Genomic DNA, 26,146 nt, shown 5'->3' with positions numbered 1-26,146 from the left:
CCCTGCGGCCGTCTTCACGAGGCGCAGGCCTGCTCGTAGCCAACCGCGCGCCCGGGCGCAACGGCGCGACGCGCGTCCGGTCGTTAACGGGTTGTTCACGGACCTTTCGCGAAGCTAAAGGGGTGAAGCCGGGCTCGCGTCGCGCCGGCTCAAGGGGGACCGCCGGATGTGCCGCTTCCTCGCCTACCAGGGCGAACCCGTCTTCCTCTCCGATTATGTCTGCGCCCCGGCCCACTCGCTGGTGCACCAGTCGCTCCACGCCCAGGAGGCGAAGACCGAGACGAACGGGGACGGATTTGGGCTCGGCTGGTACGGCGAGCGCGAGATGCCGGGGCTCTACCGGGAGATCCGCCCGGCCTGGTCGGACGAGAACCTGCGCTCGCTGTGCGCGCAGGTGCGCTCGCGCCTGTTCTTCGCCCATGTGCGCGCCTCCACGGGCACGGCGACCACGCGGGCGAACTGCCACCCCTTCTCGCATGGCCCGCACATGTTCATGCATAACGGCCAGGTCGGGGGCTATGGCCGGATCAAGCGGCGGATCGAGGAGATGATCCCCGACGGGCTCTATGAGCAGCGGCTCGGCACGGGCGATTCGGAGGCGATCTTCCTCGCGGCCTTGGGCCAGGGCCTGGCCGAGGACCCGGTCGGCGCCATCGCCCGGGTGCTCAAGGCGGTGCGCGGACTCATGAGCGCGGCGGGCATCGAGGAGCCCCTGCGCTTCACGGCCGCCTACACCGACGGCGAGAGCCTCTACGCTTTCCGCTGGGCCTGCGATGCCAAGCCGCCGAGCCTCTATTACCGCGAGGGCGACACGGGCCTCGTGGTGGTCTCCGAGCCCTTCGACACCCGCCGCGAGGTCTGGACCCCTGTGCCTAAGGGCTGCACCCTCGTGGCGCGGCCGGGCCAGGGCACCTCGATCACCTGCCTCGACGAGGCGATGGCTCGCCTCGCGGCCTGAGCCGCCCGCCGCGACCCCGGATCTCGCGCCGGCGGGGAGTGCGACCCCTTCGGCTCGCGCAAGGGTGGGAACCGGGTTTCGGTCAAGCTGGAACCCGTGATTGCCTGCGGGATTGGACCTGGATGACCGCGCCCTTTCCTCATACCCCAACCGTGATTCTCCTCGTCGAGGACGAACCGCTCGTGCGCATGCTGGGCACCGACGTGCTCGAGGATGCGGGTTTCCTCGTGGTGGAGGCGATGGACGCGCAAGACGCGCTGGCGCAGCTGGAGGCGCATCCGGAGGTCGACATCCTGTTCACGGACGTGCAGATGCCCGGCGAGCTCGACGGGGTGGCGCTCGCGCGCATCGTCCACGACCGGCGCCCGGACGTGCGCCTCGTCATCGCCTCGGGCCGCGCCCGCCTGGAGCCGCAGGACATCCCCGACAACGGCCGCTTCGTGCCCAAGCCCTACCGCCCGGACGAGCTCGTCGGCGTGATGCGCGAGGTTCTGGCCTGACGGACCGGGACGGTTTCCGCAGGCCCTCATGCTGAGGAGCCCGCCGAAGGCGGGCGTCTCGAAGCACGCAGGACGGGCCACAGCCGGAGGGAGATCCCTGGAGCGCCCTTCGCGGCCCGCCTGCGGGGGGCACCTCAGGACGAGGGGGGAGAGTGGCCTCTACTTCTGGGCCACCTTCTCAGGACGAGGGTGGGAGCGGGGTTGAAACCCGATCCGCTCAGGCGATCAGCGCGTTCACGGCCCGCAGGAGATCCTCGCGGGGCACGGGCTTTCTCAGCCAGGGCACGTCGTGAAGCTCGGGGGCGAGATCCGGGCGCTGGGCGTGGCCGGAATAGACCAGGAACCCGACCCCGCGCCGGCGTAGTTCCTCGCCGAGCCGGGTGGAGAGCCCGTCCTTGAGGCCGAGATCGAGCACCGCGGCGGCGGGCTTGCCGTGGTCGAGCCAGCCGAGGGCCTCCTTGTTGGAGGCGAAGGGACCCGCCACGGTGTAGCCGGCTTCCGCCAGGAAGGCCTCGATCGACAGGCCGATGAGGGCCTGGTCCTCGACGACGAGCACGACTGGTTTGTTCATCTGTGCACCGGTTTCACCTTCCGCGCAGCAGGGCCTCTCACAGGTCCCGGGCCTTCGTCAAATCGGGGTCCGCCCCCGCGGGCTCAGGCCCGGGCGTCCTCCAGGACCAGGGCGGAGCCCTTCTCGGCGATCATGATCGTGGGCGAGTTGGTGTTGCCCGAGGTGATGCGCGGCATCACGGAGGCGTCGATGACCCGCAGGCCCCGCACGCCCCGCACCCGCAGCCGCCCATCGACGACTGCCATGGGATCGCCCTCGGCGCCCATCTTGGCGGTTCCGACAGGGTGGAAGATCGTGGTGCCGATCTCCCCCGCCGCCCGCACCAGGGCCGCCTCGTCCTGGAGCTCGGGGCCGGGCTTGTATTCCTGCGGCCGGAACCGCTGGAGGGGCGCCTGGGCGACGATGCGCCGGGCGATGCGGATCGCGTCCGCCGCGACGCGCCGGTCCTCTTCCGTCGAGAGATAGTTCGGCTGGATGCGTGGCGCCTGCGCGGGATCGGGGCTGCCCGCGTGGATCGAGCCCCGGCTCGACGGGCGCAGGTTGCACACGCTCGCCGTGAAGGCGGGGAAGGGATGGAGGGCGTCGCCGAACCGGTCGAGGGAGAGGGGCTGGAAGTGGAATTGCAGGTTCGCCGTCGCGTAGTCGGGCGAGGAGCGGGTGAAGGCGCCGAGCTGCGAGGGCGCCATCGTCAGGGGCCCTTTGCGCAGGAGCGCGTATTCCAGGCCCATGGCGGCCCGCTTCCAGAGGCTCGCATAGTCCTCGTTGAGGGTGCGCACGCCCTCGACCCGGAAGACCGGACGCAGTTGCAGGTGATCCTGGAGGTTCTCGCCGACCCCCGGGAGCGCCGCCGCGACCGGGATGCCGAGATCCCGCAGCCGGTCGGGACCGCCGATCCCCGACAATTCCAGGAGCTGGGGCGAGTTCACGGCGCCGGCAGCGAGGATCACCTCACCCGACGCCCGCGCCACGATCCGCTCCGATCCCCGCCGAAGCGCCACGCCGGCCGCGCGCCCGTTCTCGACGATGACGCGCTCCACCTGCACGCCCGTCTCGAGCCGCAGGTTCGGGCGCCCGAGCGCGGGCCGCAGGAAGCCGCGCGCCGCGCTCCAGCGCCGGCCGCGGCGCTGGTTGACCTGGAAATAGGAGGCGCCCTCGTTGTCGCCGCCGTTGAAGTCCTCCACCCGCGGGATGCCTGCGGCATGGCAGGCGTCGCGGATGGCGTCGAGGATGTCCCAGCGCATGCGCGGGTGCTCCACCCGCCATTCGCCGCCGGAGCGGTGATGATCGCCCGACGGCGCGACATGGTCCTGGTGCTTCAGGAAATAGGGCAGGACGTCGCTCCAGCCCCAGCCCTCCAGGCCGAGCTGGCGCCAGCCGTCGTAATCCGCCGCCTGGCCCCGCATGTAGATCATGGCGTTGATGGCGGACGAGCCGCCGATCACCCGGCCCCGGGGATAGGCGAGCGCCCGGTCGTTGAGCCCCGGGACGGGCTCGGTCTTGAACATCCAGTCGGCCCGGGGATTGCCGATGGCGAAGAGGTAGCCCACGGGAATGTGGAACCAGATCCACCCGTCGCGCCCGCCCGCCTCCAGCAGGAGCACGCGCCGGCGCGGATCCGCCGAGAGGCGGTTGGCGAGCACGCAGCCCGCCGAGCCCGCGCCGACGATCACGTAGTCGTACTCGCCCCAGTCCATCGGCTCACCGGCCATCGCGCCCGCTCTCCCCTGCTCCCGCGACGCTAGCCCAAGGCCGCGCGCCGCGCGAGAGCCGCCCGGGTGCGCGCTCGCGCATTGGCCCTGGGGCAAGGCGCGACGTCGAGCCGATCCGGAGCCGGCGCGGAAAGCTGCCGCGAAAGCGGCTCCGCCATCCCCTAGTGCAGCGTGCGCGGGGCGCTGGCGAGCTCGCGGACCATCTCGCGCAGGCCGTCGAGATGGGGGTTGATGTCGAGGGCGATCTGGAGCGCCGCCCGGGCCTCGCCCAGGCGTCCATGGCGCAGGCAGATCTGGGCGAAGCCCGCAATGGCGCCGAAATGGCGGGGCTCCAGGGCGAGGGTCCGCTCGATGAAGGCGAGGGCCTCCTCGTCGCTCTTCTCGATGAAGGCGAGGGTGGCGCGCTTGTTCCAGGCCTCGGCCCAGTCGGGATGGCTTTCCGTGAGGCGGTCCAGGATGGGCTTGGCGAGATCGAGGGCGCCCGCCGCCATCGCCTCCACGGCCGCCACCATGGTGCTCTCGGCGTCGGGATGCGGGTGCGAGATCCAGACCGACCAGATCAGGTCCTCGATGTCCTCCGGAGCGCGGCTCGGCTCGCCCTTGGCGAGCTCGCGAAACAGGGCATCGAGCCGGCGCGGCACGCCCGGGGCGGGCTCGCGCTGGGGCACGCTCAGCACCATGCCGAGCACGCCGTCGATGCAGGTTTCGGACAGGGATGGTCTGCGTCTGGAGCTTCTCACGGCAGGACCCTCTTTCACGCGACACCGAAAACGCGGGACCGGCGGCTCCGCACGTGAACCGCCGGTCTCCCGTGACAAACGCGGCAACAGGCTAAGTAGTTGCGGCGGGGGCGAAAGAACCTTGGCAGGAAGCCCAAGGATTGCCGATTTCCCGGCCGTCACGGGTCCAATCGGGCGCGAAATGGTCTAAGGTCCCGCCGTCGTCAACCGTTCCGGAACCCCTATGGAGCGCGATCCCCTCCGTTTCGTGCGTCGCAAGGCCGCCTGGCATCATGCCGCCGCGATCCTTCTCGGCCTCCTGGCTCTCCCCCTGCTCTGGCTCGCCCTCGATCTCGTCCGCCTCGTCGTCGACGAGACCCTCGCCCGTCCCGGCGGCGCCGGAGCGGTGGTGCTGGGACGCATCGCCCTGCCGGCGGTCGAGCGGCTCGACTGGCCGGGCCGGGTGCTCTGGCCGGGCTTTTCCGTCCCACGGCGGGATGTCGTCCTCCTGGGTCCCCTCGCCCTGGCCGGCACCGGGATCCTCCTGGCGCTCCTGGCGATCGGGGTTGGACGGCTGCGGGCCGGCATCGGGACGCGCGCCATCGCGTCCCTGCGCCGCACCATGATCGACGCTGTGCTCGTGTCCCGCCCGGCCGCGCGGGACGAGGCCCGCGACGTCGCGGCGCTCGCGGGGGAGGGGCTGGCGCGCGAGAGCGGGTTCCTGGGTGGCGCGGTGCTCGTGCCGGTGCTCGGCGGTGCGGGTCTGGCCCTGGTGCTCGGCTTCGGGCTCGCGAGCGACTGGCGCCTTGCCGCCGCCATGGCCGTGGCGCTGACGTGCGTGGCGCTCGCCTGGCCCGGGCGCCTCGCCGCCATCCGCCGGTCGGCGGAGGCGAGGCTCACCGAGGGGGCGGCCACCCGGCGCGCGCTCCTCGATCTCACCCGCCGCCTGCCCGCGATCCGGTCGCACGGCACCGCGGCGTTCGAGCGCGAGCGGCTCGTGGGCGAGCTCGACGGGCGCCACGGAGCCGTGCGGCTCGCCGAGCGGCGGCTCCACGCCGCGGGAGCGGGCGCCGTCCTCGTCGTGACCCTCGCCCCCGCCATCGTCCTCGCCGCGGGGGCGTGGCTTTCCCTGGAGCCCGGCGGACCGAGCACGGGCACGGTCGTGGCCTGCATGGCCGGAACGGCCTTCGCCTTCAGGGCGGTCGCCGCCATCCTGCAATGGCGCCGCTCCCTCGACGAGGCGGCCCCCCTCTTCGACGAGATCGCCCGTCGCCTCGGCGCGCTGCAATCGCGCGGGCGCGACCTCGCCGGCGCCGCGATTCCCGCCTCGGGCGCGCTCCAGGCCCGCGACCTCATGGCCTACGATCCCGCGAGCGGCACGCGCCTCTCGGGGGTCGACCTCATGCTGGGCCTGCCCTCGCACGTGGCGCTCGTGGGCGAGGCGGGCTCCGGCAACCGGGTGCTCGCGGCGCTCGTCGGCGGCGCCCTCGATCCCTCCTCGGGCACGCTCACCTTCGGGGGCGCGAACCTCGCCGGAAGCGATCCGGCGGCGCGGGCCGGGCGGATCGCCTATGCGGGCGGGGAGACGGTGCTCATCGCGGGCAGCCTTCGCCAGAACCTCGTCTACGGCGCCTCCGAGGTGCCCGACCTCGACACCCGCCTCGTGGAGGCGGTCACGGCCGTCGGGCTCGACCGCTTCGTCTATGCCCGGGGGCTCGCGGGCACCGTCGATCCCGCCCGGGAGCCGAAGCTCGCCGCCGCGATCGTGGACGCCCGGCGCAAGGTGCGCGCGGCGCTCGCCGCCGAGGGCTGCGAGGATCTCGTCGATCCCTTCGACCCGAAGGCCTACAACACCCACGCCACCATCGCGGAGAACATCCTGTTCGGGGTGCCGCTCGGGGATACGTTCCGCGACGCCAACCTCGCCTCGCACCCCTTCGTGCGGGCCATCATGGAGACGGAGGACCTCACCAAGCCCCTCTCCGACATGGGCCTGTCCATCGCCCGGGCCATGGTGGAGATCTTCGCCGACCTCCCCGACGGCCATCCGCTCTTCGAGCGCTTCGGCTTCTTCCCGGCCGGCGAGCGCGCCTATTTCGAGGACGTCGTGGCCCGCCAGGGCGTGCGCCAGCGCGGCGCGGACCAGACCCGGGATCGGGAGAACCTCATCGGGCTCGCGTTGCGCTACAACGAGAGCCGCCACCGCCTGGGCTTCCTTGACGAGAGCCTCATGGGCCGCCTCCTCAAGGCCCGCGCCGCGTTCGCCGAGCTCCTGCCCACCAGCCTCCAGCCCGCGATCGAGTTCTACCACCCCGACCGGATCTGCGCCGCCGCGAGCCTGCAGGACAACCTGCTCTTCGGGCGCCTGGCCCAGGACCGGGCCGGCGCCGAGCGCGACGTGATGCGGGTGGTGCGCCGGGTGCTCGTCGACCGGGGGCTCGACGGCGACGTGGTGCGCATCGGCCTCGACACCCGGGTGGACCTGCGCGGGGACGGGCTCCTGCCCACCGAGATCGCCGCCATCGACCTCGCCCGTTGCCTCGTGCGCCGGCCCGACGTGCTCGTGGTGGAGCGGGCCCTCGACGGGCTGTCGCAAACGGGCGCGGCGGACCTCGTGGCGCGCCTGCGCCGGGCGATGGTCGGCCGGGGGCTGATCGTGGTGGCGGCGAACCTCGCGGGCCGCATGGACGAGCCGCCCTTCGACGCCGTGGTGCGCTTCGAGCGGGGCACCGTGGCGGCGGTCGAGGTGCGGCGGCGGGAGGCGGCGGCCGCGTGAGGCGTGCGAGGGCGCACTTTCACCGGGGCCTTCGGAGGGCCATGTTGGGATGATGTTGTCTCGTGTACCAGCGCAGCCGGACGGACTCCTCGTACGCTTCTGGGGGGTTCGCGGCTCGACCAACGCGTCCGGACGCGCGTACCAGGAATTCGGCGGCCATACGGCCTGCGTCGAGATCCGGTGCGGCGACCGGCTGTTCGTCGTCGACGCGGGCTCGGGGATCGGCGCCCTGGGAGCGTCCCTCGGGGACGGGGCGCCGGAGGAGGTCGACATCCTCCTCAGCCATCTCCACCTCGACCATGTGGTGGGCCTGCCCTTCTTCCGCCCGCTCCATCTCGGGCGCACCGTGCGCATCCATGCGGGCAATCTCGGGGGCGCGAGCCCCAAGGAGCCCCTCGACCGGCTGTTCTCGCCGCCCCTCTTCCCGCTCCGCCTCGACCAGATCGACCCCGCCGTGAGCTATCACGGCTTCCGAGCGGGCGAGACCCTGCACCTGCCGGACGGGACGGCGGTCGCCACCTGCATGCTCGACCACCCCTCGGGCTCGACTGGGTACCGCTTCGATCATGGCGGCCGCTCGGTGTGCTACGTGAGCGACGTGGAGCACCTCGAGCCCTGGCCCTCGCCGGACCTGATCCGCTTCGTGAGCGGCGCGGACCTGATGATCTACGACGCCATGTTCTCGCAGGAGCAATATCCGGCGTGCCGGGGCTGGGGCCATTCCACCTGGCAGGCGGGGCTGGCGCTCTGCCGAGCCGGTCATGTCGGCGCGATGGCGATCTTCCACACCCATCCGGCCGACGACGACAGCGTCTTGCGCTCCGTCGAGGCGGCGGTGCAGGCCGAGATGCCCACGGCGTTCGTCGCCCGTGAGGGAGCCTCGCTGGTCTTCGCGCCCGTCGCTTGACAGCGGGGCGTAGCGGCGCCCCCTACCTCCTCAGGGTGACCAGCGTGCGCAGGGTCCTCCCGACGCACGCGGCATATCCGCTCCGAGCGCGGGCCTGCGAGGTTGCGGCGCCCGCGCGAGGCGCTAATCTGCCCCCCCGATCATCGCGACCCCGGAGCCGATGTCCCCCCTCGTCCCAGCCGCCGCGGCCCTTGCGGCCGCGCTCGCCTGCGCGGGTCTCGTGGTGGCGCTTCGCCCGCTCCTCGCGCGTTACGCCCTTGCCCGCCCGAACGCCCGCTCCAGCCATGTGACGCCGACCCCGCAGGGCGGCGGCATCGCCGTGATCGCGGCGGCGCTGGGCGCGGGCGCGGGGGCGCTCGCGCTCACAGGCATCGCGCCGGGCTTCCAGGCCTCGTTCGCCTGGCTCGCGGCCGCGGCGACGGCGTTGGGGCTCGTGGGCGCCGTCGACGACATCCGGCCCCTCCCCGCCCTGCCCCGCCTCCTGCTGCAGGTCGCCTGCGTGGCGCTCGTGGTCTTCGTGGTGGGCGGCTCGTCGCGGATCCTGCCCGACATGGTGCCGCTGTGGCTCGAGCGGGCGCTCTCGGTGCTCGCGGGCGTCTGGTTCGTGAACCTCGTGAACTTCATGGACGGGCTCGACTGGATCACGGTCGCCGAGATGGTGCCCGTCTGCGCGGCGGTCCTCGCGCTGGCGCTCGCCCTCGACCGGCCGGGCGCGGCTCTCGTGGCGGCGGCGCTCGGCGGCGCGCTCCTCGGCTTCGCCCCCTTCAACAAGCCCGTGGCGCGGCTCTTCCTCGGGGACGTGGGCTCGCTCCCGATCGGCCTTCTCGTCGCCTGGATGCTCTACGAGCTCGCCGCCGCGGGGGCGCTCGCGGCGGCGCTGCTGCTGCCGCTCTACTATCTGGCCGACGCCACGATCACGCTGGCGCGCAGGCTCCTGCGCGGCGAGCGGATCTGGGAGGCCCATCGCAGCCATTTCTACCAGCGCGCCACCGCGAACGGGTTCTCGGTTCGGGCGGTGGTGGGGCACGTGTTCGGGCTCAACCTCGCGCTCGCGGGCCTCGCGGCCGTCACCCTGGGCTGGCCCGGGGTGCAAGCACCGGCCCTGGCGCTTGGCGCGGCCCTCGTGGGGCTCGTCCTGCGGCGTTTCTCGCACCCCTCCCGGGAGACGGATCCATGGCCCGCCCGCTGATCGCGCTCACCGGAGCCACGGGCTTCGTGGGCCGCTTCCTGGTTCGCGACCTCACCCGGCGCGGCTATCGGGTGCGCGCCCTGCTGCGCCGCCCGGCCGACCTGCCGCCCGAGACCCAGAGCGCGGTGGTGGGCGATCTCGCGGCGCCCCGGCACATGGCCGAGGCTCTGCGAGAGGTGGACGCCGTCATCCATTCCGCAGGCCTCGCCCACGCCATGTCGGGGATCCCTGAGGACGATTACCGCTCCGCCAACACCGAGGCGACGCAGGCCATGGCGCGGGCCGCCGAGCGGGCCGGCATCCGCCGGTTCGTCTTCCTCTCGTCGATCCGCGCCCAGAGCGGCCCGACGGCGCCGGGCGTCCTCACCGAGGCCGACGAGCCGCGGCCGACGGACGCCTATGGCCGCTCGAAGCTCGCGGCCGAGCGGGGGCTCGCCGAGACCGGCCTCGACTGGGCCGCCTTGCGGCCCGTGCTCGTCTACGGCGAGGGAGTGCGGGGCAATATGGGGGCGCTCGTGCGCCTGGCCGGCACGCCCTATCCCCTCCCCTTCGCCCGGCTTGCGGCGCGGCGCTCGCTCCTCGCCCTCGACAATCTCGGCGAGGCCGTCGACGTGGTGCTGCGCCACGAGGGCCGGCTCGCGGGGCCGTTCCTCGTGGCCGATCCCGATCCCCTCACCCTGCCCGAGATCGTGGCGGCGCTGCGGGCGGGGCTCGGGCGCCGGCCGGGGCTCCTGCCGGTGCCGGCAAGCCTCCTCGGCGCGGCCATGCGGCTCGCGGGACGGAGCGAGGCCCATGAGCGCCTCGCGGGCTCCCTCGTCGCCGACCCCGCGGCGCTGCGGGCGCTGGGCTGGACGCCGCGGGTCTCGACCCGGGACGGGCTCGCGGCCCTGGCCCGGGAGGCGTTCCCTTAGAGGATGAACCGGCTCAGGTCGGCGTTCTTGGCGAGGTCGCCGATCTGGCGGCGCACATAGGCCGCGTCGATGGACATGGTCTCGCCGGAGCGGTCGGGCGCCGTGAACGAGATGTCGTCGAGGACGCGCTCCATCACCGTCTGGAGACGCCGCGCCCCGATATTCTCCACCGACCCGTTCACCTCGACGGCCACCTGGGCCAGGGCGTCGATGGCGTCGTCCGTGAACGAGACCGTCACGTCCTCGGTGGCGAGAAGCGCGATCGTCTGCTTCACGAGGCTCGCCTCCGTCTCCGTGAGGATGCGCCGGAAATCGTCCACGGTGAGCGGGTTGAGCTCCACGCGGATCGGCAGGCGGCCCTGGAGCTCGGGCAGGAGGTCGGAGGGCTTCGAGACGTGGAAGGCGCCCGAGGCGATGAACAGGATGTGGTCGGTCTTCACCGGCCCGTGCTTCGTCGCAACGGTCGTGCCCTCGATGAGGGGCAGGAGGTCGCGCTGCACGCCCTCGCGCGACACGTCGGCGCCCGAGCGGCCCTCGCGGGCGCAGATCTTGTCGATCTCGTCGAGGAAGACGATGCCGTTGTTCTCCACCTGGCGGATGGCGTCGCCCACGATGGCGTCGCCATCGATGAGCTTGTCGGATTCCTCCGCCACGAGGGGGGCGTAGGCCTCCTTCACCGTGGTGCGGCGGGCCTTCGGGCGGCCGCCGCCGAGCGCCTTGCCGAGCATGTCGCCGAGCGAGATCGCGCCCACCGACGCGCCGGGCATGCCGGGCAGGTCGAACATGGGCATGCCGGCGGGCGAGGGGCCCGTGGTCTCGATCTCGATCTCCTTGTCGTCGAGCTCGTTGGCGCGCAGCTTGCGGCGAAAGGACTCGCGGGTCGCGGGCTGGGCGGTGGCGCCGACCAGCGCGTCGAGGACGCGTTCCTCGGCGGCCAGATGCGCCTTGGCCTGGACATGGCGGCGGCGCTCCTCGCGAACCAGCCCGATGCCGACCTCGACGAGATCGCGCACGATCTGCTCCACGTCGCGGCCGACATAGCCCACCTCCGTGAACTTCGTCGCCTCGATCTTCAGGAAGGGCGCGCCCGCGAGCCGCGCCAGGCGTCGGGCGATCTCGGTCTTGCCGCAGCCCGTGGGGCCGATCATCAGGATGTTCTTCGGGGCCACCTCCTCGCGCAAGGGGCCCTCCAGCTGCTGGCGGCGCCAGCGGTTGCGCAGCGCGATCGCGACCGCGCGCTTGGCGTCGTGCTGCCCGACGATGAAGCGGTCGAGCTCGGAGACGATCTCGCGGGGGGAGAAGGTGGTCATGGATTACCTGAAGCTCCGGGGAGCGCGCGGGGGTCTCCCCGATCCGGGGCGGAGACGATCCCGTGAGGGGAGGGGATGATCGTGCCTGCTTTCACGTGAAACACGCTCAGGCGTCGAGGGCTTCCACCACGATGTTGCCGTTGGTGTAGACGCAGATTTCCGCCGCGATGGCGAGGCCCTTGCGCACGATGGTCTCGGCGTCGAGGTCGGTGTTCTCGGCGAGCGCGCGAGCGGCCGAGAGCGCGTAATTGCCCCCCGACCCGATCGCCATGACCCCGCCCTCGGGCTCCAGCACGTCGCCCGCGCCGGACAGCAACAGGCTCACGTCCCGGTCGGCGACGAGCATCATGGCCTCGAGGCGGCGAAGATAGCGGTCGGTGCGCCAATCCTTGGTGAGCTCGACGCAGGCGCGCGTGAGCTGCCCCGGATATTGCTCCAGCTTCGCCTCCAGGCGCTCGAACAGGGTGAACGCGTCGGCGGTGGCGCCCGCGAAGCCGCCGAGCACGGCGCCTTTGGCAAGCCGCCGGACCTTGCGCGCATTGCCCTTCACGATGGTCTGGCCGAGGCTCACCTGGCCGTCGCCGCCGATCACGACGCGGCCGCCCTTGCGCACCATGAGGATGGTGGTGGCGTGCATGCGAGGAGGGGCGTCGTCGGTCATGGGGGATCCTTCGGGAGGAGACCCCTAGATAGGTGCACAGGCCGCCCCCGCCAACGGGTCGCCGCCCCGCCCCGGCCGGGGGGTGGAACGCGTTCGCATTCCATTCATTAACGTCGCGCTTCGCCGCCAAGCTCGCGGAGCCCGCCCTACCTGCGGCGGTCCTGGAACCGGAGGTCGGCATGCGTCGAATCCTTGCATCGATGAGCCTCGTCATCGCCTTGGCGGCCGCGTCCACGGGGGCCCAGGCCGGCGTCGACATCCGGGTCGATCTGTCGGCCCAGCGCATGACAGTGTCGGAGGACGGCCGGGTGCGGCACGTCTGGAGCGTGTCGAGCGGCCGCCCGGGCTACCGCACGCCGACGGGCAGCTACCGGCCCTATCGCCTGGAGCGCATGCACCTGTCGCGCACCTACGATCTCGCCCCCATGCCGCACTCGATCTTCTTTCGCGGCGGCTATGCGATCCACGGCACGGGCGAGGTCCGGCGCCTCGGCCGCACCGCCTCCCACGGCTGCATCCGCCTCTCGCGCGGGCAGGCCGCCGCCCTGTTCCGGCTCGTCGGGGCCCGCGGCATGGGCGATACGCGCATCACGATCACGGGCGACGCCGCGCTGGCGGATGGCGGCGCGGGGAGCCGGGTCGTAGCGCGGGGCGGCGTCTCCCGCGCGTCCGCGCCCCGGCGTGCCGCGAGGTGGGACGAGGAGCCGCTCTACGGCGACATGATCCTCGAGGAGACCTATGACGCCTATCCCGTGTCCCGCCGCGGGCGCTGGTGACGGGCTCAGCCGGTCCGGGCGCCGGCCCGGGCGCGGGCGGCGTCGAGGAGGGCGCTCAGGGCCTGCCAGTCCTCCTCCGAGAGGGCGCGGGCTTCCCGGGACAGGCGGTTGGCGGTGAGCGTCGCCGTGGCGCCCAGGCCCCGCGTGTCGATGCGCGGACGCGGCTCGGAGAGCTCGCCGAGGCGCTGGAGCTCGTCCGCCTCGTCCCAGATCACCCCGAAATAGTGGATCACGCGCTGGATGAAGGCCCAGGTCGGGCGCCCGCGCTCGCCCCGCTCCAGGGCCGAGAGATAGGCGCTCGATACGCCGAGGCTCGCCGCCATGTGCTTGAGCTGGAGCCCGCGATCGCGGCGAAGCTCCCGGACCCGGCGGCCGAAGGGCGTCACGGGGCCTCTCCCGGGCCGCGGCGGCGGCGCAGGCGCACATAGAGCGCGCCCGAGCCGCCGTGATGGGGGGCGGCCTCCTCGAAGCCGAGCACGAGGGTGCGCAGGTCGGGCAGGCGCAGCCAGTGGGGCACCATGCGCCGCAGCACCCCGCGCTCCTCGAAGGGGCCCGCCAGACCTTCCGCGCCCTTGCCGGTGACCACGAGGACGAGGACGCGCCCGCGGGCCTGGGACTGGTGCAGGAAGCCGAGGAGCGCCCCGTGAGCCTCGCTCTGGCGCATGCCGTGCAGATCAATCACGCCCTCCACCCGCCGGGTGCCGCGCCCCAGCGCGAGGCGCGTCTTGCGCTCCAGGGGCACGAGAGGAGGCAGGGTGGGGGCGGGCGGCGCGGCGGGCGCCTTGGCGCGAGGGAGAGGCGAGGAGGCGGGAGCGGGCGGCGGGGCAGGGGGCGGAGCGGCCGGCTCCTCGGGCAGCGCGCGGCCTTTGAGCGGCTTCACGGCCCGGGCCACCTGGGTCCACAGGCGCAGCTCGTCGGGGGAGAGGGAACGGTCCCGGCGGCGTCTCATGGGGCAGGCGCCGGGCGGGGAAGGAGAACCGTGAAGCCGATGCGCTGGCGGGTGAGCCCTGCGCGGGTGCCAGCCTCCGCGCCCGAGCCCCAGAAGAAGTCGCCTCGCGCGGGGCCCACAATCGCCGAGCCCGTATCCTGCGCGATCATGAGGCGGGCCAGCGGCTCGGGCGCGCCCTCGGGGCGGGGCAGCTCCCCGGTGAGCCAGACGGGCAGGCCGTAGCTCCAGAGGGTTCGGTCGACGGCGAGGCTGCGCCCGGGGGTGAGGGGCACCCCGGCGCCGCCGATGGGCCCGTCGGCGGGGTCGAGCTCGTCGGCGCGGCGAAAGAAGATGTAGGAGCGGTTCTGCCGCATGAGGTCGCGGGCGGCGTCCGGATGATCCTTGAGCCAGCCCACGAGCCGTTCCAGGTTCATCTCGGGGAGGGGGATCTCGCCCCGCTCCACGAGGATGCGCCCGATCGCCGTGAAGGGATGGCCGTTGCGCCCCGCATAGGCGACCCGCACCACGCCGCCGTCGGGCAGGCGCACCCGGGCCGAGCCCTGGACATGGATGATGAAGGCCTCGGAAGGGTGGCGCATCCAGACGATCGGCCGGGCGAGCGCGCCCAGGGCACCGTTCTCGATGGCGGCGCGGTCGGGATAGGGCTCCAGAACCCCGTCAATCCCGCGCCGGGCCGCCTGGAGCCCTGGCGGCAGGCCCGGGGCGGTCTCGCCCTGCGGGATCGTGACGAGGTCGTCGGGCCTGGCGAGAAGAGGCGTCGCGAAGCCGGCGCCGGGCTCCAGAGCGCCCTCGTATTCGGGCTCGAAATAGCCCGTGAGGAAACCCGCTCCGCTGGCCGGCACCACGCGTGCGGGGCTGAACCAGCGCTCGAAGAAGGCGCGGGCCTCCCCGTCGGGCACGCGCAGGCCCGCCTCGCAGGCGGGGCGCAGGTCGTGGGCGGCGCTCGCGGGCCGCAGGGGCGGGAGGTCCGCCAGCACCGCCTCGCAGGTGCGGCGGAAAGCGCGCAGGGCCGCGCCGTGGTCGTCGCCCGCCCAGCCCTCGAGCTCGCCGAAGGCGACGGGCTGGAGGCGGGCATCGCTCGCCGTGGCGTCGGCCGGGGTCATGGGAGGGAGCGAGAGGCTGGCGAGACAGGCGGCAAGGATGAGTCCTCCCGGCCGCCGCCGGCTCATTGACCCGCTTCGGTGGCCACGAGCGGCCAGTTCGGATCGCGCGAGCCCAGGGTCCGGGCGAAGGTCCAGACGTCCGTGACGTCGGCCACCGTCTCCGGGCTGCCGTCCACCACCTTGCCTGCGGCGTCGCGGGTGGCGCTGATGAGCTGGGAGGCGAAGCGCACGGTCACCTGGGCGACGCGGTTGCGCACGTCGACCCCGACGATCTCGGCGCGGTCGATGGAGACGAAGGTGGTCTCGGCCCGCTCGCCGCGGCGCTCGCGCTCGGCGATGGCCTGCTCGAAGCCCTCGTACACCTCCTTCGACAGAAGGCCCTGGAGGGTCTTGCGGTCGCCGCTGGCGAAGGCCGTGACGATCATCTCGTAGGCCATCTTGGCGCCGCTGACGAAGGTGCGGGCGTCGAAGGAGGGCTCCTGGCGGACGATCTCGTCGAGCCCCGCCGCCACGGGCGAGCCCGCGGCCGCGATGCCCTTCCAGCGATCCGGGGACGCCTCGGAGATCGTGGCCCGGTTCCCCTGGGCGCCGGGCAGGCGCACCACGTTGTCGGCCTCGGCCGGGCGCATGGGCCCGCCGCGAGGGGGCGGGGGCTCGCGCCGGAACGCGTCGGCGGGGTTCTGCTCGTGCCCCGTCTTCTGGCCCAGGACCGAGCGCAGCCGCCAGATCACGAAGACCGCGAGCGCGAGAAAGATGATGGTCGTGACGTCGAAGGAATCCTGCATCGTCGATCCGGTCGTCTCCCGTGCCGGGGCACGCGATTCCAATCTGCCGGACGATCGCCGCCCGTTCTCGGGCCGCGCGCCCTGCGGGACGGCTAGTGCAAGGGCATATGGGGCGACCAGGCGGCCGCGTGAAGCCCCCGTGGTCCTAGCATCGCTGACGCGGCGGCGGCAAGCGCGCCCGAGCCTGGGACGGCAGGCCCGCCGCCGATCGGCCCCGGGGAGGGTTCCGCGAAACGCTCAAGCTTCGCAACCTTGATTCCAGCCCCGGAATAGTGCTAGCGCCAAGCGGCTTTCAACTGACGCGGCGCGGTCCCCCCGCGCGCCCCGGGGAAGCGCCACGTACGACACCCCTATTTCGAGGACCCACAGGTCATGGCCGAACCTACGGCACCGAACGGCGCGCAAGAGGACAACCGCCCCTCGCTCAACGCGCTCGCCCAGTACACGAAGGACTTCTCCTTCGAGAACCCCAACGCGCCCCGCTCGCTGACCCCGCAACAGCAGGGCCCGCAGATCTCGATCGAGGTGAACGTCAACGCCAAGCAGCTCGCGACCGAGGATTACGAGGTCGACCTGAAGCTCCAGGGCGACGCGAAGATCGGCACCGAGGTGCTGTTCGCCTTCGACCTCACCTATTCGGGCGTGTTCCGGGTGCGCAACATCCCCGGGGAGCAGCTCCACCCGGTCGTGATGATCGAGTGCCCGCGCCTGCTCTTCCCCTTCGCCCGCCAGATGGTGGCCGACGCGGTGCGCAACGGCGGCTTCCCGCCCCTCTACATCGACCCGATCGACTTCGTGGCGCTCTACCAGCAGCGCACCGCCCAGGGCGGCGGCGGCATGGAGCCGGGCCAGATGCCCGCCTGACCGGACGCCCGAGCGTTCGAGCCCATCAGCCGGCCCGCCCTCCCCGAGGGCGGGCCGGTTCTCGTCTCAAGGGGTGGGCTCGCCGAGATAGTCGCGCCACAGGGCCTTGTCGCCGAGCTTCGCCACGAAGGCGAGATGCGCCTCGCGCTCCGCGTCGGTGAGGCGCGAGGCGGCCGGGCGCTCGCCGCGGGGCAGGGCCCGCACGGGCGCGCCCGAGGCATCCATCCGCTCCGCGGCGGCCGGCGTCGACAGGACGAGGCCGAGATCGGCCTGCTTGCCGCCGAGGAGCTCGATATAGACCTCGGCGAGGATCTCCGAGTCGAGCAGGGCGCCGTGCTTGGTGCGGCGGGAATTGTCGATGCCGTAGCGGTTGCAGAGCGCGTCGAGGCTGTTGGAGGCGCCCGGATGCTTGCGCCGGGCCATGGTCAGGGTGTCGACCACGAGATCGGGGGCGATCGGCGGCCGTCCGAGGCGGGCGAACTCGGCGTTGAGGAAGCCCACGTCGAAGGCGGCGTTGTGGATCACGAGCCGCGCGCCCTCGATGAAGGCGGCGAACTCCTCCGCGACCGCGGCGAAGAGGGGCTTGTCGGCCAGGAAGGCGTCGGACAGCCCGTGGACGCGGAACGCCCCCTCCGAGACCGGCCGCTGCGGGTTGATGTAGACGTGGTAGGTGCGCCCCGTCGGGATGTGGCGCAGGAGCTCGACGCAGCCGATCTCGATGACGCGATCGCCCCCGGCGGCGTCCGTGCCGGTGGTCTCGGTGTCGAGGACGATCTCTCTCAGCATGATCTCTCTCAGGGGTTCGGCGCCGTGCGCCCGCTCCGGCCGGCGAGCGCACGCAGGATATCACGGACCTGGACCAAGGCCGCCGGAAGGCCGCGTCCCGTGTCCACAAGGAAATGGGCTTTTTTCCGCTTCTCGGCGTCGGGCATCTGGCGGCCCAGGATCGCGGCGAACGCCTCCTCGCTCATGCCGGGGCGTGCCAGGACCCGCGCGCGCTGGATCGCGGCATCCGCCGTCACCACCACGACGGCGTCGCAGCGCCTCTCGCCCCCGGTCTCGAGGAGAAGCGGCACGTCGAGCACGGCGAGCGGCGCGCGAGCGGCTGCGGCGCGGGCCAGGAAGGCGGCCTCGGCGGCGCGCACCAGGGGATGGACGATGGCCTCGAGCCGCCGGATCGCCGCCTCGTCGCCGAGCACCCGCGCGCCGAGCGCCCGCCGGTCGACGGCGCCGTCCCGCACGGTGCCCGGGAAGGCGGCCTCGACGAGGGGAGCCGCCTCGCCCCGGTAGAGCGCATGCACGGCGGCGTCCGCGTCGTGGACCGGGACGCCGAGTCCCGCGAACAGGCCCGCCGTGCTCGACTTGCCCATGCCGATGGAGCCCGTGAGGCCGAGCCTGAGGGTCACGAGCGGCCCTCGATGTCGGCGACGATCAGATCCCGCAGGGCCCGCGTCACCACGGGCCTCACCCCGAACCAGCGCTCGAAGCCCGGCACCGCCTGATGGAGGAGCATGCCCAAGCCATCGACGGCCCTGAGCCCCCGGCGGCGCGCGGCGGCGAGAAGCGGGGTCTCCAGGGGCACGTAGACGATGTCGGCCACCATGGCGCTGACAGGCAGCCCGTCGAGGGCGAGATCAAGGGAGGGCTGGCCCGCCATGCCGAGCGAGGTGGTGTTGACGAGGAGGTCGACGTCGCGGAGCGCCGCCTCGCGATCCTCCCAGGGGATCACCTCCAGGCGACCGGGCGCGAGCGCCGCCACGTCGGCGGCGCGCTCGGGGCTCCGGTTGGCGACGAGGATGCGGGGCACCCCCCGGCCGACGAGCCCTGCCGCGACCGCGCGCGCCGCGCCGCCGGCCCCCAGCACGAGGGCGGTGCGGGTCGCGGCCTCCCAAGAACCGCCCGCCGCCTCGTCGAGGCTTCCCACGAAGCCGAGCCCGTCCGTGTTGTCGCCGTGAAGGCGCCCGTCCGCCGTCCAGAGCGTGTTCACGGCGCCGAGGCGGCGTGCCCGCTCAGTCGCGTGGTCCACGGCCTGGAACGCCGCCTCCTTGTGGGGGATCGTGACGTTGCCGCCGACGAAGCCCTCGCCGGGGAAGCCTCGCAGGAAGGCGGCGAAATCGGCGGGCGCCACGTCGATGCGTTCGTAGGACCCCGCGATCCCGTGCTCCCGCAGCCAGTGGCCGTGAATGAGGGGCGAGCGGGAATGACGGATCGGATGGCCGACGACGAAAGCCTTGCGCATGACCTCTCATATCATCCCGGACGCCCGCCGGAAGAGGTGTCGGAGGCGAGAGGTGCGCCCTGTGGTTTCGAGGGTCAATCGAACCTAAATTTAAGCAAATGAAGGTTCGAAATACGTCGTTCGTTGCATAACGCCAAGCCATCCAACATCTTTCGCTCGGCGAGCCGGTTGACGTGACGTCAACTCCGATCAAGCTCGACTCTAATCGCGATCCGATGGTTCACGGGCGCTTAAGCAGTTCTTCGACGAAGCTTTGCCAGGCCGTGAACACCGATGCAGTGTGCTCTCGCAATCAGTGCGGATTGCGGAGGTGCGCAAATGATTTCGCCCTTGAGGTTCGTCCGTGAGGACGATGGCAATGTGGCCGTCGTCTTCGCCCTCGCCCTGATACCGATGGCTGGCATGGTCGGCGCCGCTCTCGACTATAGCCGCCTCTCGTCTGAGCAGGCACGGCTCCAGGCCCTCGCCGACCGGGCCGCCATCGCGGCGTCGCTCGCCCCCGACACCTCGGACACGCAGCGGATCGCCGTGGCGTCGTCCTTCTTCCCGCCGCCCCCTCCCCCGACGCCCGGCGCGCCGACCCCCGATCCGGCCAAGCCGACGCTCGCGGTCGCGGTGGACGGCGCGAAGGTGACGATCACCACGACGAGCCCCGTGAAGCCCGCCGTGATGGGGCTCATGGGCATGGACTACATGCAGGCCCGGGTGAGCACCTCGGCGGTGCAGATCACCACCGGCCGGCCGGTCTGCGTGCTCGCCCTGCACCCCACCGCCCGCGACGCGATCTCGTTTGCCGGCAACACCACCTTCGTGGCCGACGGCTGCGCGATCCATGCGAATTCCACGAGTGGCAGCGCGGTCTCCTCACAGGGATCCGCCGTCGCCAAGGCCTGGAGCTTCTGCGCGGTTGGCGGGGTGAGCGGCTCCAACTTCACGGTCACGTCCCCGACCGCGGGCGGGCCGAAGGGCGGGTGCTTCCGCCAGAAGGATCCGTTCAAGAACCTCGCCGCACCGAGCATCGGCGTGTGCACGAACCAGACCACGAACGTCTCGGTGCAGCCCAACCAGAACAAGACGCTCGACCCCGGCACCTATTGCGGCGGGATCGACCTGAAGGGCACCGTCACCCTGCGCGCCGGCACCTACGTGATCAAGGGCGGCACGCTCTCGATCGCGAGCCAAGCCAACGTCACGGGCGAGGGCGTCACCTTCTACCTCACGGACACGGGCGCTTCCTTCGACATCAATGGCGGCGGCACGGTGAAGCTGGAGGCGCCGGCCTCGGGCGACTACCGCAACATGCTCATCATCCAGAACCCGGCCTCAAATGCAGGCGCCACGAACAAGCTCAACGGCAATGCGTCGATGACCGTGAAGGGCGCGATCTACACGCCGACACAGACGGTCGCCGTGACCGGCACCGGCGGTTTCGGCTCGACCGGGACCTTCATGCCGCTCGTCGCGAGCATGATCTCGTTCTCGGGCAACAGCACGACGCGGGCCGACACGGCCGCGAACCCCACCAAGGAGCCGCTGCCGTTGAGCGAAATGGGAGCCCGGCTCACCAACTGAGCCGCGACGGGTCGGCGCGAACGGGGCGGGGCGCGGCACTCGCCCCATTCGCGCGAGGCGGGCGAGCGCGCCGCCGCGCCTTGACCCCCGGCACGCGGGGTGCGAAAGGCCCGGCATCCCAGCCAACCCGGTGTCCCATGCCCCAACACGCCCTCGACGTCCTGTGCCTCGGCAACGCCATCGTCGACGTCCTCGCGCCCGCCGACGACGCGTTCCTCGTGGGGCACGGCCTGGCCAAGGGCTCGATGGCCCTCATCGACGAGGCGCGGGCGGGGGCGCTCTACGAGGCCATGGGCCCCGCCACGATCATCTCAGGCGGCTCGGCCGCCAATACGGCGGTGGGGATCGCCTCGCTCGGCGTACGCGCGGGCTTCGTGGGCAAGATCCGCAACGACGCCGTGGGCGACATCTTCGCCCACGACCTGCGGGCCACGGGTGTGGCGTTCGAGACCCCCGTGGCGCAGGACGGCCCGGCGACCGCCCGCAGCTTCATCCTCGTCACGCCCGACGGCGAGCGGACCATGAACACCTATCTGGGAGCCTGCCAGGGTCTCTCCTCCGCGGACGTGGACCCGGAGCAGGTCAGGGCCTCGCGGGTCGTCTATCTGGAGGGCTACCTGTGGGATCCGCCGGCCGCCAAGGAGGCGTTCCGCCGGGCCGTGGAGATCGCCCACGGGGCGGGCAACCTCGTGGCGCTGACCCTGTCCGACGCGTTCTGCGTCGACCGTTACCGCGACGAGTTCCTGGAGCTCATGCGCAACGGCAGCCTCGACATCCTCTTCGCCAACATTCACGAGCTGCGCAGCCTCTACGGCACCGCCGACGAGGACGCGGCGCTCGCGGCCCTGCGCGAGGAGGGGGTGCTCGGCGTTGTGACCCGCTCGGAGAAGGGCGCCCTCGTGGTGAGCCGGGGCGAGACCCTCGCGGTGGACGCCTTCCCCGTGGAGACGGTGGTCGACACCACGGGGGCGGGGGACCTCTTCGCGGCGGGGTTCCTGGCGGGCCTCGTGCGCGACCTCGACCATAGCTCCTGCGCCCGGCTCGGCGGGCTCGCGGCCGCCGAGGTGATCTCGCATATCGGCGCGCGGCCGCAGGTGTCCCTGCGCGACAGGGCGATCGAAGCCGGCCTCCTCGCCTGAGAGACTGACTCACAAGGAGCACTTAACTCTCACCCTCCCCTCGTCCCCCGCCTTCGCGGGGGCAGGCTCCGAGGTGCCCACGACATAGGCCTCGAAGGCCGCTCCCGGCGGCCTCTGGACGGCTATGGCGAGGTGGTGCGTGCTTCGAAGCCCACCTACGGCGGGCACCTCAGCGTGAGGGGGACGGAAGCCAGTCCTTCCGCGCGCGCCTCTCAGGGTTTCCCCCGGCTACCAAGTCTCAGTCGTGACGATCCCCCGGGCCGTCACGACCACCCAGTCGCGCCCGCGCCGCTCGATGGCCTCGACCCGGCCGAGCCCCGGCACGACCTCGCCGGCGCGGACCTCGACGAGGCCCCGGCGGCCCTCCAGGAGGGCGATCCCGCGGTGGACGCCGCGCAGGAACCAGCCGGCGACGATCTCGGTGCGCTCGGGCGCCTTCTCGGCCGCCTTCTCCGGCGCCCGCTCGAGGGCGGCGCGCTCCGTGGGGCGCGGCTCGGGTGCCGCGACGGGGGCGGCGGGCTCGGGCAGGCTTCCCGTGGTGACAGGCGCGGGAACGGGCGCGGGCGTCGGGGCGGGGGTCGCGACCGCCACCACTTGAGGGCTCGCGGGCTCGGCGGCTGCCGCGCGGGTCAGGGCCGCCTGCTCCATGCGCTCCAGCCGCTCCAGGATTGCGGCGAGCTGCGGCTCCCCGTCCTTCATGGCGCCGACGCGCTCGGCCAGGCCGGCGAGGCGCGCGGAGGCTTCGGCCTCGGCGGCCTCTAGGCGGGCGAGACGGGCCGCCTGATCCTGGCGCGCGCCGTCGAGACCGGCCCGCAGGTCGGCCACGGCCCCGGCGAGGGTGCGCATGTCGCCGGACAGGCGCTGCGTCTCGGCCCCGGAGCCCCGGATCGCGAGGGGCGCCGAGACGCCCAGATCCATCACGAGGGCGGCGGGAGCCGGGGGCACCTCCCCAGGTGTGGCGTGGATCGCGGTCGCAAGCCCGCTCACCCAGCCGAGCCCGAGGGCCATGGCGATCGCCGCCGCCAGGGGGCCGTGCTCGCGGATCGCGTGGACGAGGCCGGCTCGCGGCGCCGGCTCGGACGGGCGGAGCGGCGCCGGGCGGGCCGGAGCCGGCATGAGGGGCGCCGTCTCAGGCACGGGCTTCGCCTCCGCATCGGCCACGGGGCGCGGGGCCGGGGGCATCGCCTTCGCGGCCTTCGTCGTCTCGGCGGCCTGCACCGCGGAGGCGAGGGCGTCGGCGGCGAGCGGGCGGGGCGGCGTTCCCTTGGCGCGGTGCGCGGCCTTGCGGTGGGGGTTGGAGGTCTGATCGCTCATGGCGTGAACCTTCGGGAGGGGCGTCCCCAAAGGCTTAACCATGGCCTTTTACGAAAGGGTTACCATAGCGGGCGAAACCGGCCGCTCAGAGCCGGCGCAGGGCCACGGTCTCGATGCGGTGGCTCGCGCCCTTGGTGAGGATGAGGCTCGCCCGCTGGCGGGTCGGCACGATGTTCTCGCGCAGGTTCGGCAGGTTGATCCGGTTCCACAGGCCGTCCGCGATGGCCATGGCCTCCGCTTCCGCGATCTCGGCGTAGCGGCGGAAATAGGAGAGCGGGTCGCGGAAGGCGGTGTGGCGCAGGCGAAGGAAGCGGTTCACGTACCAGCGGTGCAGGTCCGCCTCGTCGGCGTCGAGATAGATCGAGAAATCGAAATAGTCGGAGACGAAGGGGATGGCCGTGCCGTCCTTGGGCAGGCGGGCGGGCTGGAGCACGTTGAGGCCTTCGACGATGAGGATGTCGGGGCGGTCCACCACCGTCTCCTCGCCGGGCACCACGTCGTAGACAAGGTGGGAGTAGAGGGGCGCGCGCACCTCGCGCTTGCCCGCCTTGATGTCGGCGAGGAAGCGAAGGAGCTTCGCCGTGTCGTAGCTCTCGGGGAAACCCTTGCGCTCCATGAAGCCGAGCCGGGTCAGCTCGGCGTTGGAGAGCAGGAAGCCGTCGGTGGTGACAAGGTCCACCTTCGGGGTGTTGGGCCAGCGGGCGAGCAGCGCCTTGAGGACGCGCGCCGTGGTGGACTTGCCCACCGCGACCGAGCCCGCCACCCCGATGATGTAGGGCACCTTGCCGTCGTTCTCGGCGAGCAGGAAGCGCTGGGTGGCCTTGAACAGCCCTTGCGTCGCTGCGACGTAGAGGGAGAGCAGGCGCGAGAGCGGCAGGTAGATGGCGACGACCTCGTCCAGCGAGATCGGGTCGTTGAGGCTCTGCAGCTGCATCACCTCGTCGGCGGTGAGCGTCATGGGCGTGTCGGCGCGAAGCCGCGCCCAGTCGTCGCGGGCGAAGACGCGGTAGGGGGAAAGGTCCCCGCCCTCCGCCGGGGGCACGTTCGGCCGCTGGTCCATGCCCCTCTCCTGGCTCAACGCTCGCTCCGGGACGCCTTCTCGGCGAGCCCCGATTGCGCGGTGCGGCGGTCGAGCTCGTCGAGGACATCCTGCAACGGCACGCCGCGCGCGTGAAGCACGACCAACAGATGATAGAGCACGTCGGCGGCCTCCGCCTTGAGGGCCTCCGCGTCGTCCTGGATCGCGGCGATGACCGCCTCCACCGCCTCCTCGCCGAGCTTCTTCGCCGCGCGCGCGGGATCGGCCACGAGCCGGGCCGTGTAGGACTCGGACGGGGGCGCGTCGGCGCGGGCGGCGACGATCGCGGCGAGGTCGGCGAGGGTGAAGCCGGGCATGGGCGTCACGCGACGAGGCGCATAGGCAGACCCGCCTCGGCCATGTGGCGCTTGGCCTCGGCCACGGAGTGCTGCCCGAAATGGAAGATGGAGGCCGCGAGCACGGCGCTCGCATGCCCGTCGCGCACCCCCTCCACGAGGTGGTCGAGGTTGCCCACGCCGCCGGAGGCCACCACGGGGACGTTCACCCCATCGGCAATGGTGCGCACCAGGGCGAGATCGTAGCCCGCCTTGGTGCCGTCCCGGTCCATGGAGGTGACGAGGAGCTCGCCCGCCCCCAGATGCGCGACCTTGCGGGCGAAACCGATCGCGTCGATGCCGGTGGGCTGGCGCCCGCCATGGGTGAAGATCTCCCAGCGGAGCGGCTCGCCCTCGCCCGACACCCGCTTGGCGTCGATCGCCACCACGATGCACTGCGCGCCGAACTTCTCCGCCGCCTCGCGCACGAAATCGGGGTTCTTCACGGCGGCCGTGTTGATCGCGACCTTGTCGGCGCCCGCGAGCAGGAGCCCCCGGATGTCCTCCACGGTGCGCACGCCTCCGCCGACGGTGAGCGGCATGAAGCAGGTCTCGGCGGTGCGGCGCACCACGTCGAGGAGCGTGCCCCGGTTCTCGTGGCTTGCCGTGATGTCGAGGAAGCAGAGCTCGTCGGCGCCCGCCGCGTCGTAGGCCTTGGCGGCCTCCACGGGATCGCCGGCGTCGCGCAGGTCGACGAACTGCACGCCCTTGACGACGCGGCCGTCCTTGACGTCGAGGCAGGGGATGAGGCGGGTCTTCAGCATGGGGGGCTTATGGCGCAGGCGGGGCCTGCGGTCCAGTGCGGGGGAGGGGCGCCTCAGGCGACCCCGAGGAAGCCGGCGATCCGGTCGACGACACCGGGGACGATGGGCAAGGCCGGATCGCCATAGGTGGCGAGGTTCGCGGCCCGGTCCGGGGGCGCGGCCTTGAGGACGTGGTTCATGCCCTCGACGAGCACGCGCTCCACCCCGGCGCGGGAGGCCGCGAGGCGGCCGGCATCGTCGGGCGAGACCTGGAGGTCTGTCGTGCCCTGGATCACGAGGGCCGGGCCGCCTGTCGCGGCGAGCTCGGCCGCGGGGTCGAGGCCGACCCAGGAGGCCATGTAGGGCTGGACGCTGGGGCGAAACAGCGCGGCGAGTTCCCGGGGCGCGTCCGGCACCATCCGTCCCACCTCCAGCTCGCTCAAGGCGCGGTCGGCCGCCTCGCGCAGGGCAGGGGGCAGCCCGGCGGCGGCGAGCTGCTGCCGGATGAGGCGTCCCGCCGCCTGGCCCGCACCGGCGACGAGCACGAGGCCTACCACGTCTCCGGCTGTCTTGGCGGCCATCGTGACCACGAGGGCGCCCTCGCTATGGCCGATCAGGGCCACGCGGCCGATGCCAGGCTCGGCCCGCAGGCGGTGCGCCCACCGGGCGGCGTCCTCGACATAGGTGCCGAAGCGGAGGTCCTCCTCCCGCGGCGCGGCCTCGCGGCTCATGCCGATCCCGCGCTTGTCCACCCGCAGCGAGGCGATGCCGCGCTGGGCGAGGCCATGGGCGAGCTGCTTCAGGCTGTCGTTGCGCATCCCCGGCAGATTGCCGTCACGGTCCACGGGCCCGGACCCGGCGACGATCAGGACGCCCGGCGTTTCACCGCTCGGCGCATCCGGCAGGGTCAAGGTCCCGTGCAGGGGTGCCGGATCGCCCTCCAGCACGAGGGGGCGCTCCCGGATCGCTGACGCGAACGCCCTGCCGAGCGGCATGACGATCCCTCCTGCCAAGATGCTGAGCGTTTGCCGCCGGTCC

27 protein-coding genes are annotated in these 26,146 nt (G+C 72.6%); 10 read left to right on the top strand and 17 right to left on the bottom strand.

The annotated features are described in order from the left end of the window. Positions 1 to 166: 166 nt before the first annotated feature. Both F0L46_RS07735 and F0L46_RS07730 read left to right on the top strand, forming a co-directional pair. The gene (locus F0L46_RS07735; RefSeq protein WP_149816488.1) at positions 167 to 958 is read left to right on the top strand and encodes a class II glutamine amidotransferase; all 792 of its coding nucleotides are present in this window, start codon (positions 167 to 169) and stop codon (positions 956 to 958) included. A 122-nt stretch (positions 959 to 1,080) separates the two neighbouring features. Further along, positions 1,081 to 1,458: a response regulator gene (locus F0L46_RS07730; protein WP_149816487.1), complete on the top strand. Its 378-nt coding sequence runs from the start codon at positions 1,081 to 1,083 to the stop codon at positions 1,456 to 1,458. Between the two features lie 217 nt (positions 1,459 to 1,675). Here F0L46_RS07730 and F0L46_RS07725 read toward each other — a convergent pair whose 3' ends face one another. The 3 genes from F0L46_RS07725 to F0L46_RS07715 all read right to left on the bottom strand — a co-directional run bounded on the left by F0L46_RS07725 (position 1,676) and on the right by F0L46_RS07715 (position 4,478). After that, on the bottom strand, positions 1,676 to 2,029 hold the full coding sequence (locus F0L46_RS07725) for a response regulator (RefSeq protein WP_149816486.1): 354 nt from the start codon (positions 2,027 to 2,029) through the stop codon (positions 1,676 to 1,678). An 83-nt stretch (positions 2,030 to 2,112) separates the two neighbouring features. Continuing rightward, positions 2,113 to 3,738, bottom strand: a complete 1,626-nt coding sequence (locus F0L46_RS07720) for a GMC family oxidoreductase (protein WP_149816485.1) — start codon at positions 3,736 to 3,738, stop codon at positions 2,113 to 2,115. A gap of 161 nt (positions 3,739 to 3,899) precedes the next feature. Further along, a complete protein-coding gene (locus F0L46_RS07715) occupies positions 3,900 to 4,478 on the bottom strand; it encodes a tetratricopeptide repeat protein (RefSeq protein ID WP_149816484.1) in 579 nt (192 codons plus the stop codon). A gap of 247 nt (positions 4,479 to 4,725) precedes the next feature. Here F0L46_RS07715 and F0L46_RS07710 point away from each other — a divergent pair, with 247 nt between their 5' ends. The 4 genes from F0L46_RS07710 to F0L46_RS07695 all read left to right on the top strand — a co-directional run bounded on the left by F0L46_RS07710 (position 4,726) and on the right by F0L46_RS07695 (position 10,240). Continuing rightward, positions 4,726 to 7,233, top strand: coding sequence for an ABC transporter domain-containing protein (locus tag F0L46_RS07710; protein ID WP_149816483.1), 2,508 nt, complete (start codon positions 4,726 to 4,728; stop codon positions 7,231 to 7,233). A gap of 49 nt (positions 7,234 to 7,282) precedes the next feature. Further along, complete coding sequence (locus F0L46_RS07705) at positions 7,283 to 8,140, top strand: MBL fold metallo-hydrolase (RefSeq protein ID WP_240539910.1); 858 nt, start codon at positions 7,283 to 7,285, stop codon at positions 8,138 to 8,140. Between the two features lie 160 nt (positions 8,141 to 8,300). Next, positions 8,301 to 9,329: an MraY family glycosyltransferase gene (locus F0L46_RS07700; RefSeq protein WP_149816482.1), complete on the top strand. Its 1,029-nt coding sequence runs from the start codon at positions 8,301 to 8,303 to the stop codon at positions 9,327 to 9,329. Then, positions 9,314 to 10,240, top strand: a complete 927-nt coding sequence (locus F0L46_RS07695; protein ID WP_149816481.1) for an NAD-dependent epimerase/dehydratase family protein — start codon at positions 9,314 to 9,316, stop codon at positions 10,238 to 10,240. The genes F0L46_RS07700 and F0L46_RS07695 overlap by 16 nt, the downstream gene beginning before the upstream one ends. On the opposite strand, the gene hslU is transcribed toward F0L46_RS07695, so the two are convergent. After that, entirely contained in the window at positions 10,237 to 11,550 is a 1,314-nt protein-coding gene (hslU, locus tag F0L46_RS07690; protein ID WP_149816480.1) for an ATP-dependent protease ATPase subunit HslU, read from the bottom strand. The genes F0L46_RS07695 and hslU overlap by 4 nt on opposite strands. Positions 11,551 to 11,656: 106 nt before the next feature. Next, positions 11,657 to 12,211, bottom strand: a complete 555-nt coding sequence (gene hslV / locus F0L46_RS07685) for an ATP-dependent protease subunit HslV (protein ID WP_276315523.1) — start codon at positions 12,209 to 12,211, stop codon at positions 11,657 to 11,659. 179 nt (positions 12,212 to 12,390) lie between these two features. Between hslV and F0L46_RS07680 the strand changes: the two genes are divergently transcribed. Continuing rightward, the gene (locus F0L46_RS07680) at positions 12,391 to 12,987 is read left to right on the top strand and encodes a L,D-transpeptidase (RefSeq protein WP_210247621.1); all 597 of its coding nucleotides are present in this window, start codon (positions 12,391 to 12,393) and stop codon (positions 12,985 to 12,987) included. A gap of 5 nt (positions 12,988 to 12,992) precedes the next feature. Here F0L46_RS07680 and F0L46_RS07675 read toward each other — a convergent pair whose 3' ends face one another. The 4 genes from F0L46_RS07675 to F0L46_RS07660 form a co-directional block, all read right to left on the bottom strand. Next, a complete protein-coding gene (locus F0L46_RS07675; RefSeq protein WP_149816479.1) occupies positions 12,993 to 13,373 on the bottom strand; it encodes a helix-turn-helix domain-containing protein in 381 nt (126 codons plus the stop codon). Further along, on the bottom strand, positions 13,370 to 13,936 hold the full coding sequence (locus tag F0L46_RS07670) for a Smr/MutS family protein (RefSeq protein ID WP_149816478.1): 567 nt from the start codon (positions 13,934 to 13,936) through the stop codon (positions 13,370 to 13,372). The genes F0L46_RS07675 and F0L46_RS07670 overlap by 4 nt, the downstream gene beginning before the upstream one ends. Further along, positions 13,933 to 15,039 carry a murein transglycosylase A gene (gene mltA, locus F0L46_RS07665; protein ID WP_240539909.1) on the bottom strand — a complete coding sequence of 369 codons (1,107 nt, stop codon included), beginning with the start codon at positions 15,037 to 15,039 and terminating at the stop codon, positions 13,933 to 13,935. The genes F0L46_RS07670 and mltA overlap by 4 nt, the downstream gene beginning before the upstream one ends. A 62-nt stretch (positions 15,040 to 15,101) precedes the next feature. Continuing rightward, positions 15,102 to 15,824, bottom strand: a complete 723-nt coding sequence (locus F0L46_RS07660; protein WP_149816476.1) for a Tim44/TimA family putative adaptor protein — start codon at positions 15,822 to 15,824, stop codon at positions 15,102 to 15,104. Positions 15,825 to 16,196: 372 nt separating this feature from the next. Between F0L46_RS07660 and secB the strand changes: the two genes are divergently transcribed. Next, positions 16,197 to 16,688, top strand: a complete 492-nt coding sequence (gene secB, locus F0L46_RS07655; protein ID WP_149816475.1) for a protein-export chaperone SecB — start codon at positions 16,197 to 16,199, stop codon at positions 16,686 to 16,688. Between the two features lie 66 nt (positions 16,689 to 16,754). Here the strand turns inward: secB and dnaQ are convergent, their stop codons facing one another. The 3 genes from dnaQ to F0L46_RS07640 are packed head-to-tail and all read right to left on the bottom strand — an operon-like array spanning position 16,755 to position 18,927. Beyond that, the gene (gene dnaQ / locus F0L46_RS07650; protein ID WP_149816474.1) at positions 16,755 to 17,474 is read right to left on the bottom strand and encodes a DNA polymerase III subunit epsilon; all 720 of its coding nucleotides are present in this window, start codon (positions 17,472 to 17,474) and stop codon (positions 16,755 to 16,757) included. A gap of 8 nt (positions 17,475 to 17,482) precedes the next feature. Next, a complete protein-coding gene (coaE, locus tag F0L46_RS07645) occupies positions 17,483 to 18,094 on the bottom strand; it encodes a dephospho-CoA kinase (protein ID WP_149816473.1) in 612 nt (203 codons plus the stop codon). Continuing rightward, positions 18,091 to 18,927, bottom strand: coding sequence for a shikimate dehydrogenase (locus F0L46_RS07640; protein ID WP_149816472.1), 837 nt, complete (start codon positions 18,925 to 18,927; stop codon positions 18,091 to 18,093). The genes coaE and F0L46_RS07640 overlap by 4 nt, the downstream gene beginning before the upstream one ends. Before the next feature lie 360 nt (positions 18,928 to 19,287). Between F0L46_RS07640 and F0L46_RS07635 the strand changes: the two genes are divergently transcribed. Together F0L46_RS07635 and F0L46_RS07630 are read left to right on the top strand one after the other, a co-directional pair. Beyond that, positions 19,288 to 20,499 (top strand): pilus assembly protein TadG-related protein, encoded by a 1,212-nt coding sequence (locus F0L46_RS07635; protein WP_188311890.1) that lies wholly within the window; start codon positions 19,288 to 19,290, stop codon positions 20,497 to 20,499. A 137-nt stretch (positions 20,500 to 20,636) separates the two neighbouring features. Continuing rightward, positions 20,637 to 21,638: an adenosine kinase gene (locus tag F0L46_RS07630; RefSeq protein ID WP_149816470.1), complete on the top strand. Its 1,002-nt coding sequence runs from the start codon at positions 20,637 to 20,639 to the stop codon at positions 21,636 to 21,638. 228 nt (positions 21,639 to 21,866) lie between these two features. Here the strand turns inward: F0L46_RS07630 and F0L46_RS26070 are convergent, their stop codons facing one another. From F0L46_RS26070 to F0L46_RS07605, 5 genes are all read right to left on the bottom strand, one after another. After that, positions 21,867 to 22,952, bottom strand: a complete 1,086-nt coding sequence (locus F0L46_RS26070; RefSeq protein WP_188311889.1) for a hypothetical protein — start codon at positions 22,950 to 22,952, stop codon at positions 21,867 to 21,869. Positions 22,953 to 23,037: 85 nt separating this feature from the next. Next, a complete protein-coding gene (gene coaA, locus F0L46_RS07620) occupies positions 23,038 to 24,012 on the bottom strand; it encodes a type I pantothenate kinase (RefSeq protein WP_149816469.1) in 975 nt (324 codons plus the stop codon). Between the two features lie 14 nt (positions 24,013 to 24,026). Next, complete coding sequence (locus F0L46_RS07615) at positions 24,027 to 24,347, bottom strand: phosphoribosyl-ATP diphosphatase (RefSeq protein ID WP_149816468.1); 321 nt, start codon at positions 24,345 to 24,347, stop codon at positions 24,027 to 24,029. A 5-nt stretch (positions 24,348 to 24,352) separates the two neighbouring features. Beyond that, positions 24,353 to 25,129, bottom strand: a complete 777-nt coding sequence (gene hisF / locus F0L46_RS07610; protein WP_149816467.1) for an imidazole glycerol phosphate synthase subunit HisF — start codon at positions 25,127 to 25,129, stop codon at positions 24,353 to 24,355. Positions 25,130 to 25,182: 53 nt separating this feature from the next. After that, positions 25,183 to 26,103: an alpha/beta hydrolase gene (locus F0L46_RS07605; RefSeq protein ID WP_240539908.1), complete on the bottom strand. Its 921-nt coding sequence runs from the start codon at positions 26,101 to 26,103 to the stop codon at positions 25,183 to 25,185. Between the last annotated feature and the right edge of the window lie 43 nt (positions 26,104 to 26,146).

Origin of the sequence: Salinarimonas soli (genome assembly GCF_008386575.1) — a bacterium.
Taxonomy (GTDB): Bacteria; Pseudomonadota; Alphaproteobacteria; order Rhizobiales; family Beijerinckiaceae; genus Salinarimonas_A; species Salinarimonas_A soli.
This window is presented reverse-complemented; position numbering and strand designations above follow the sequence as displayed.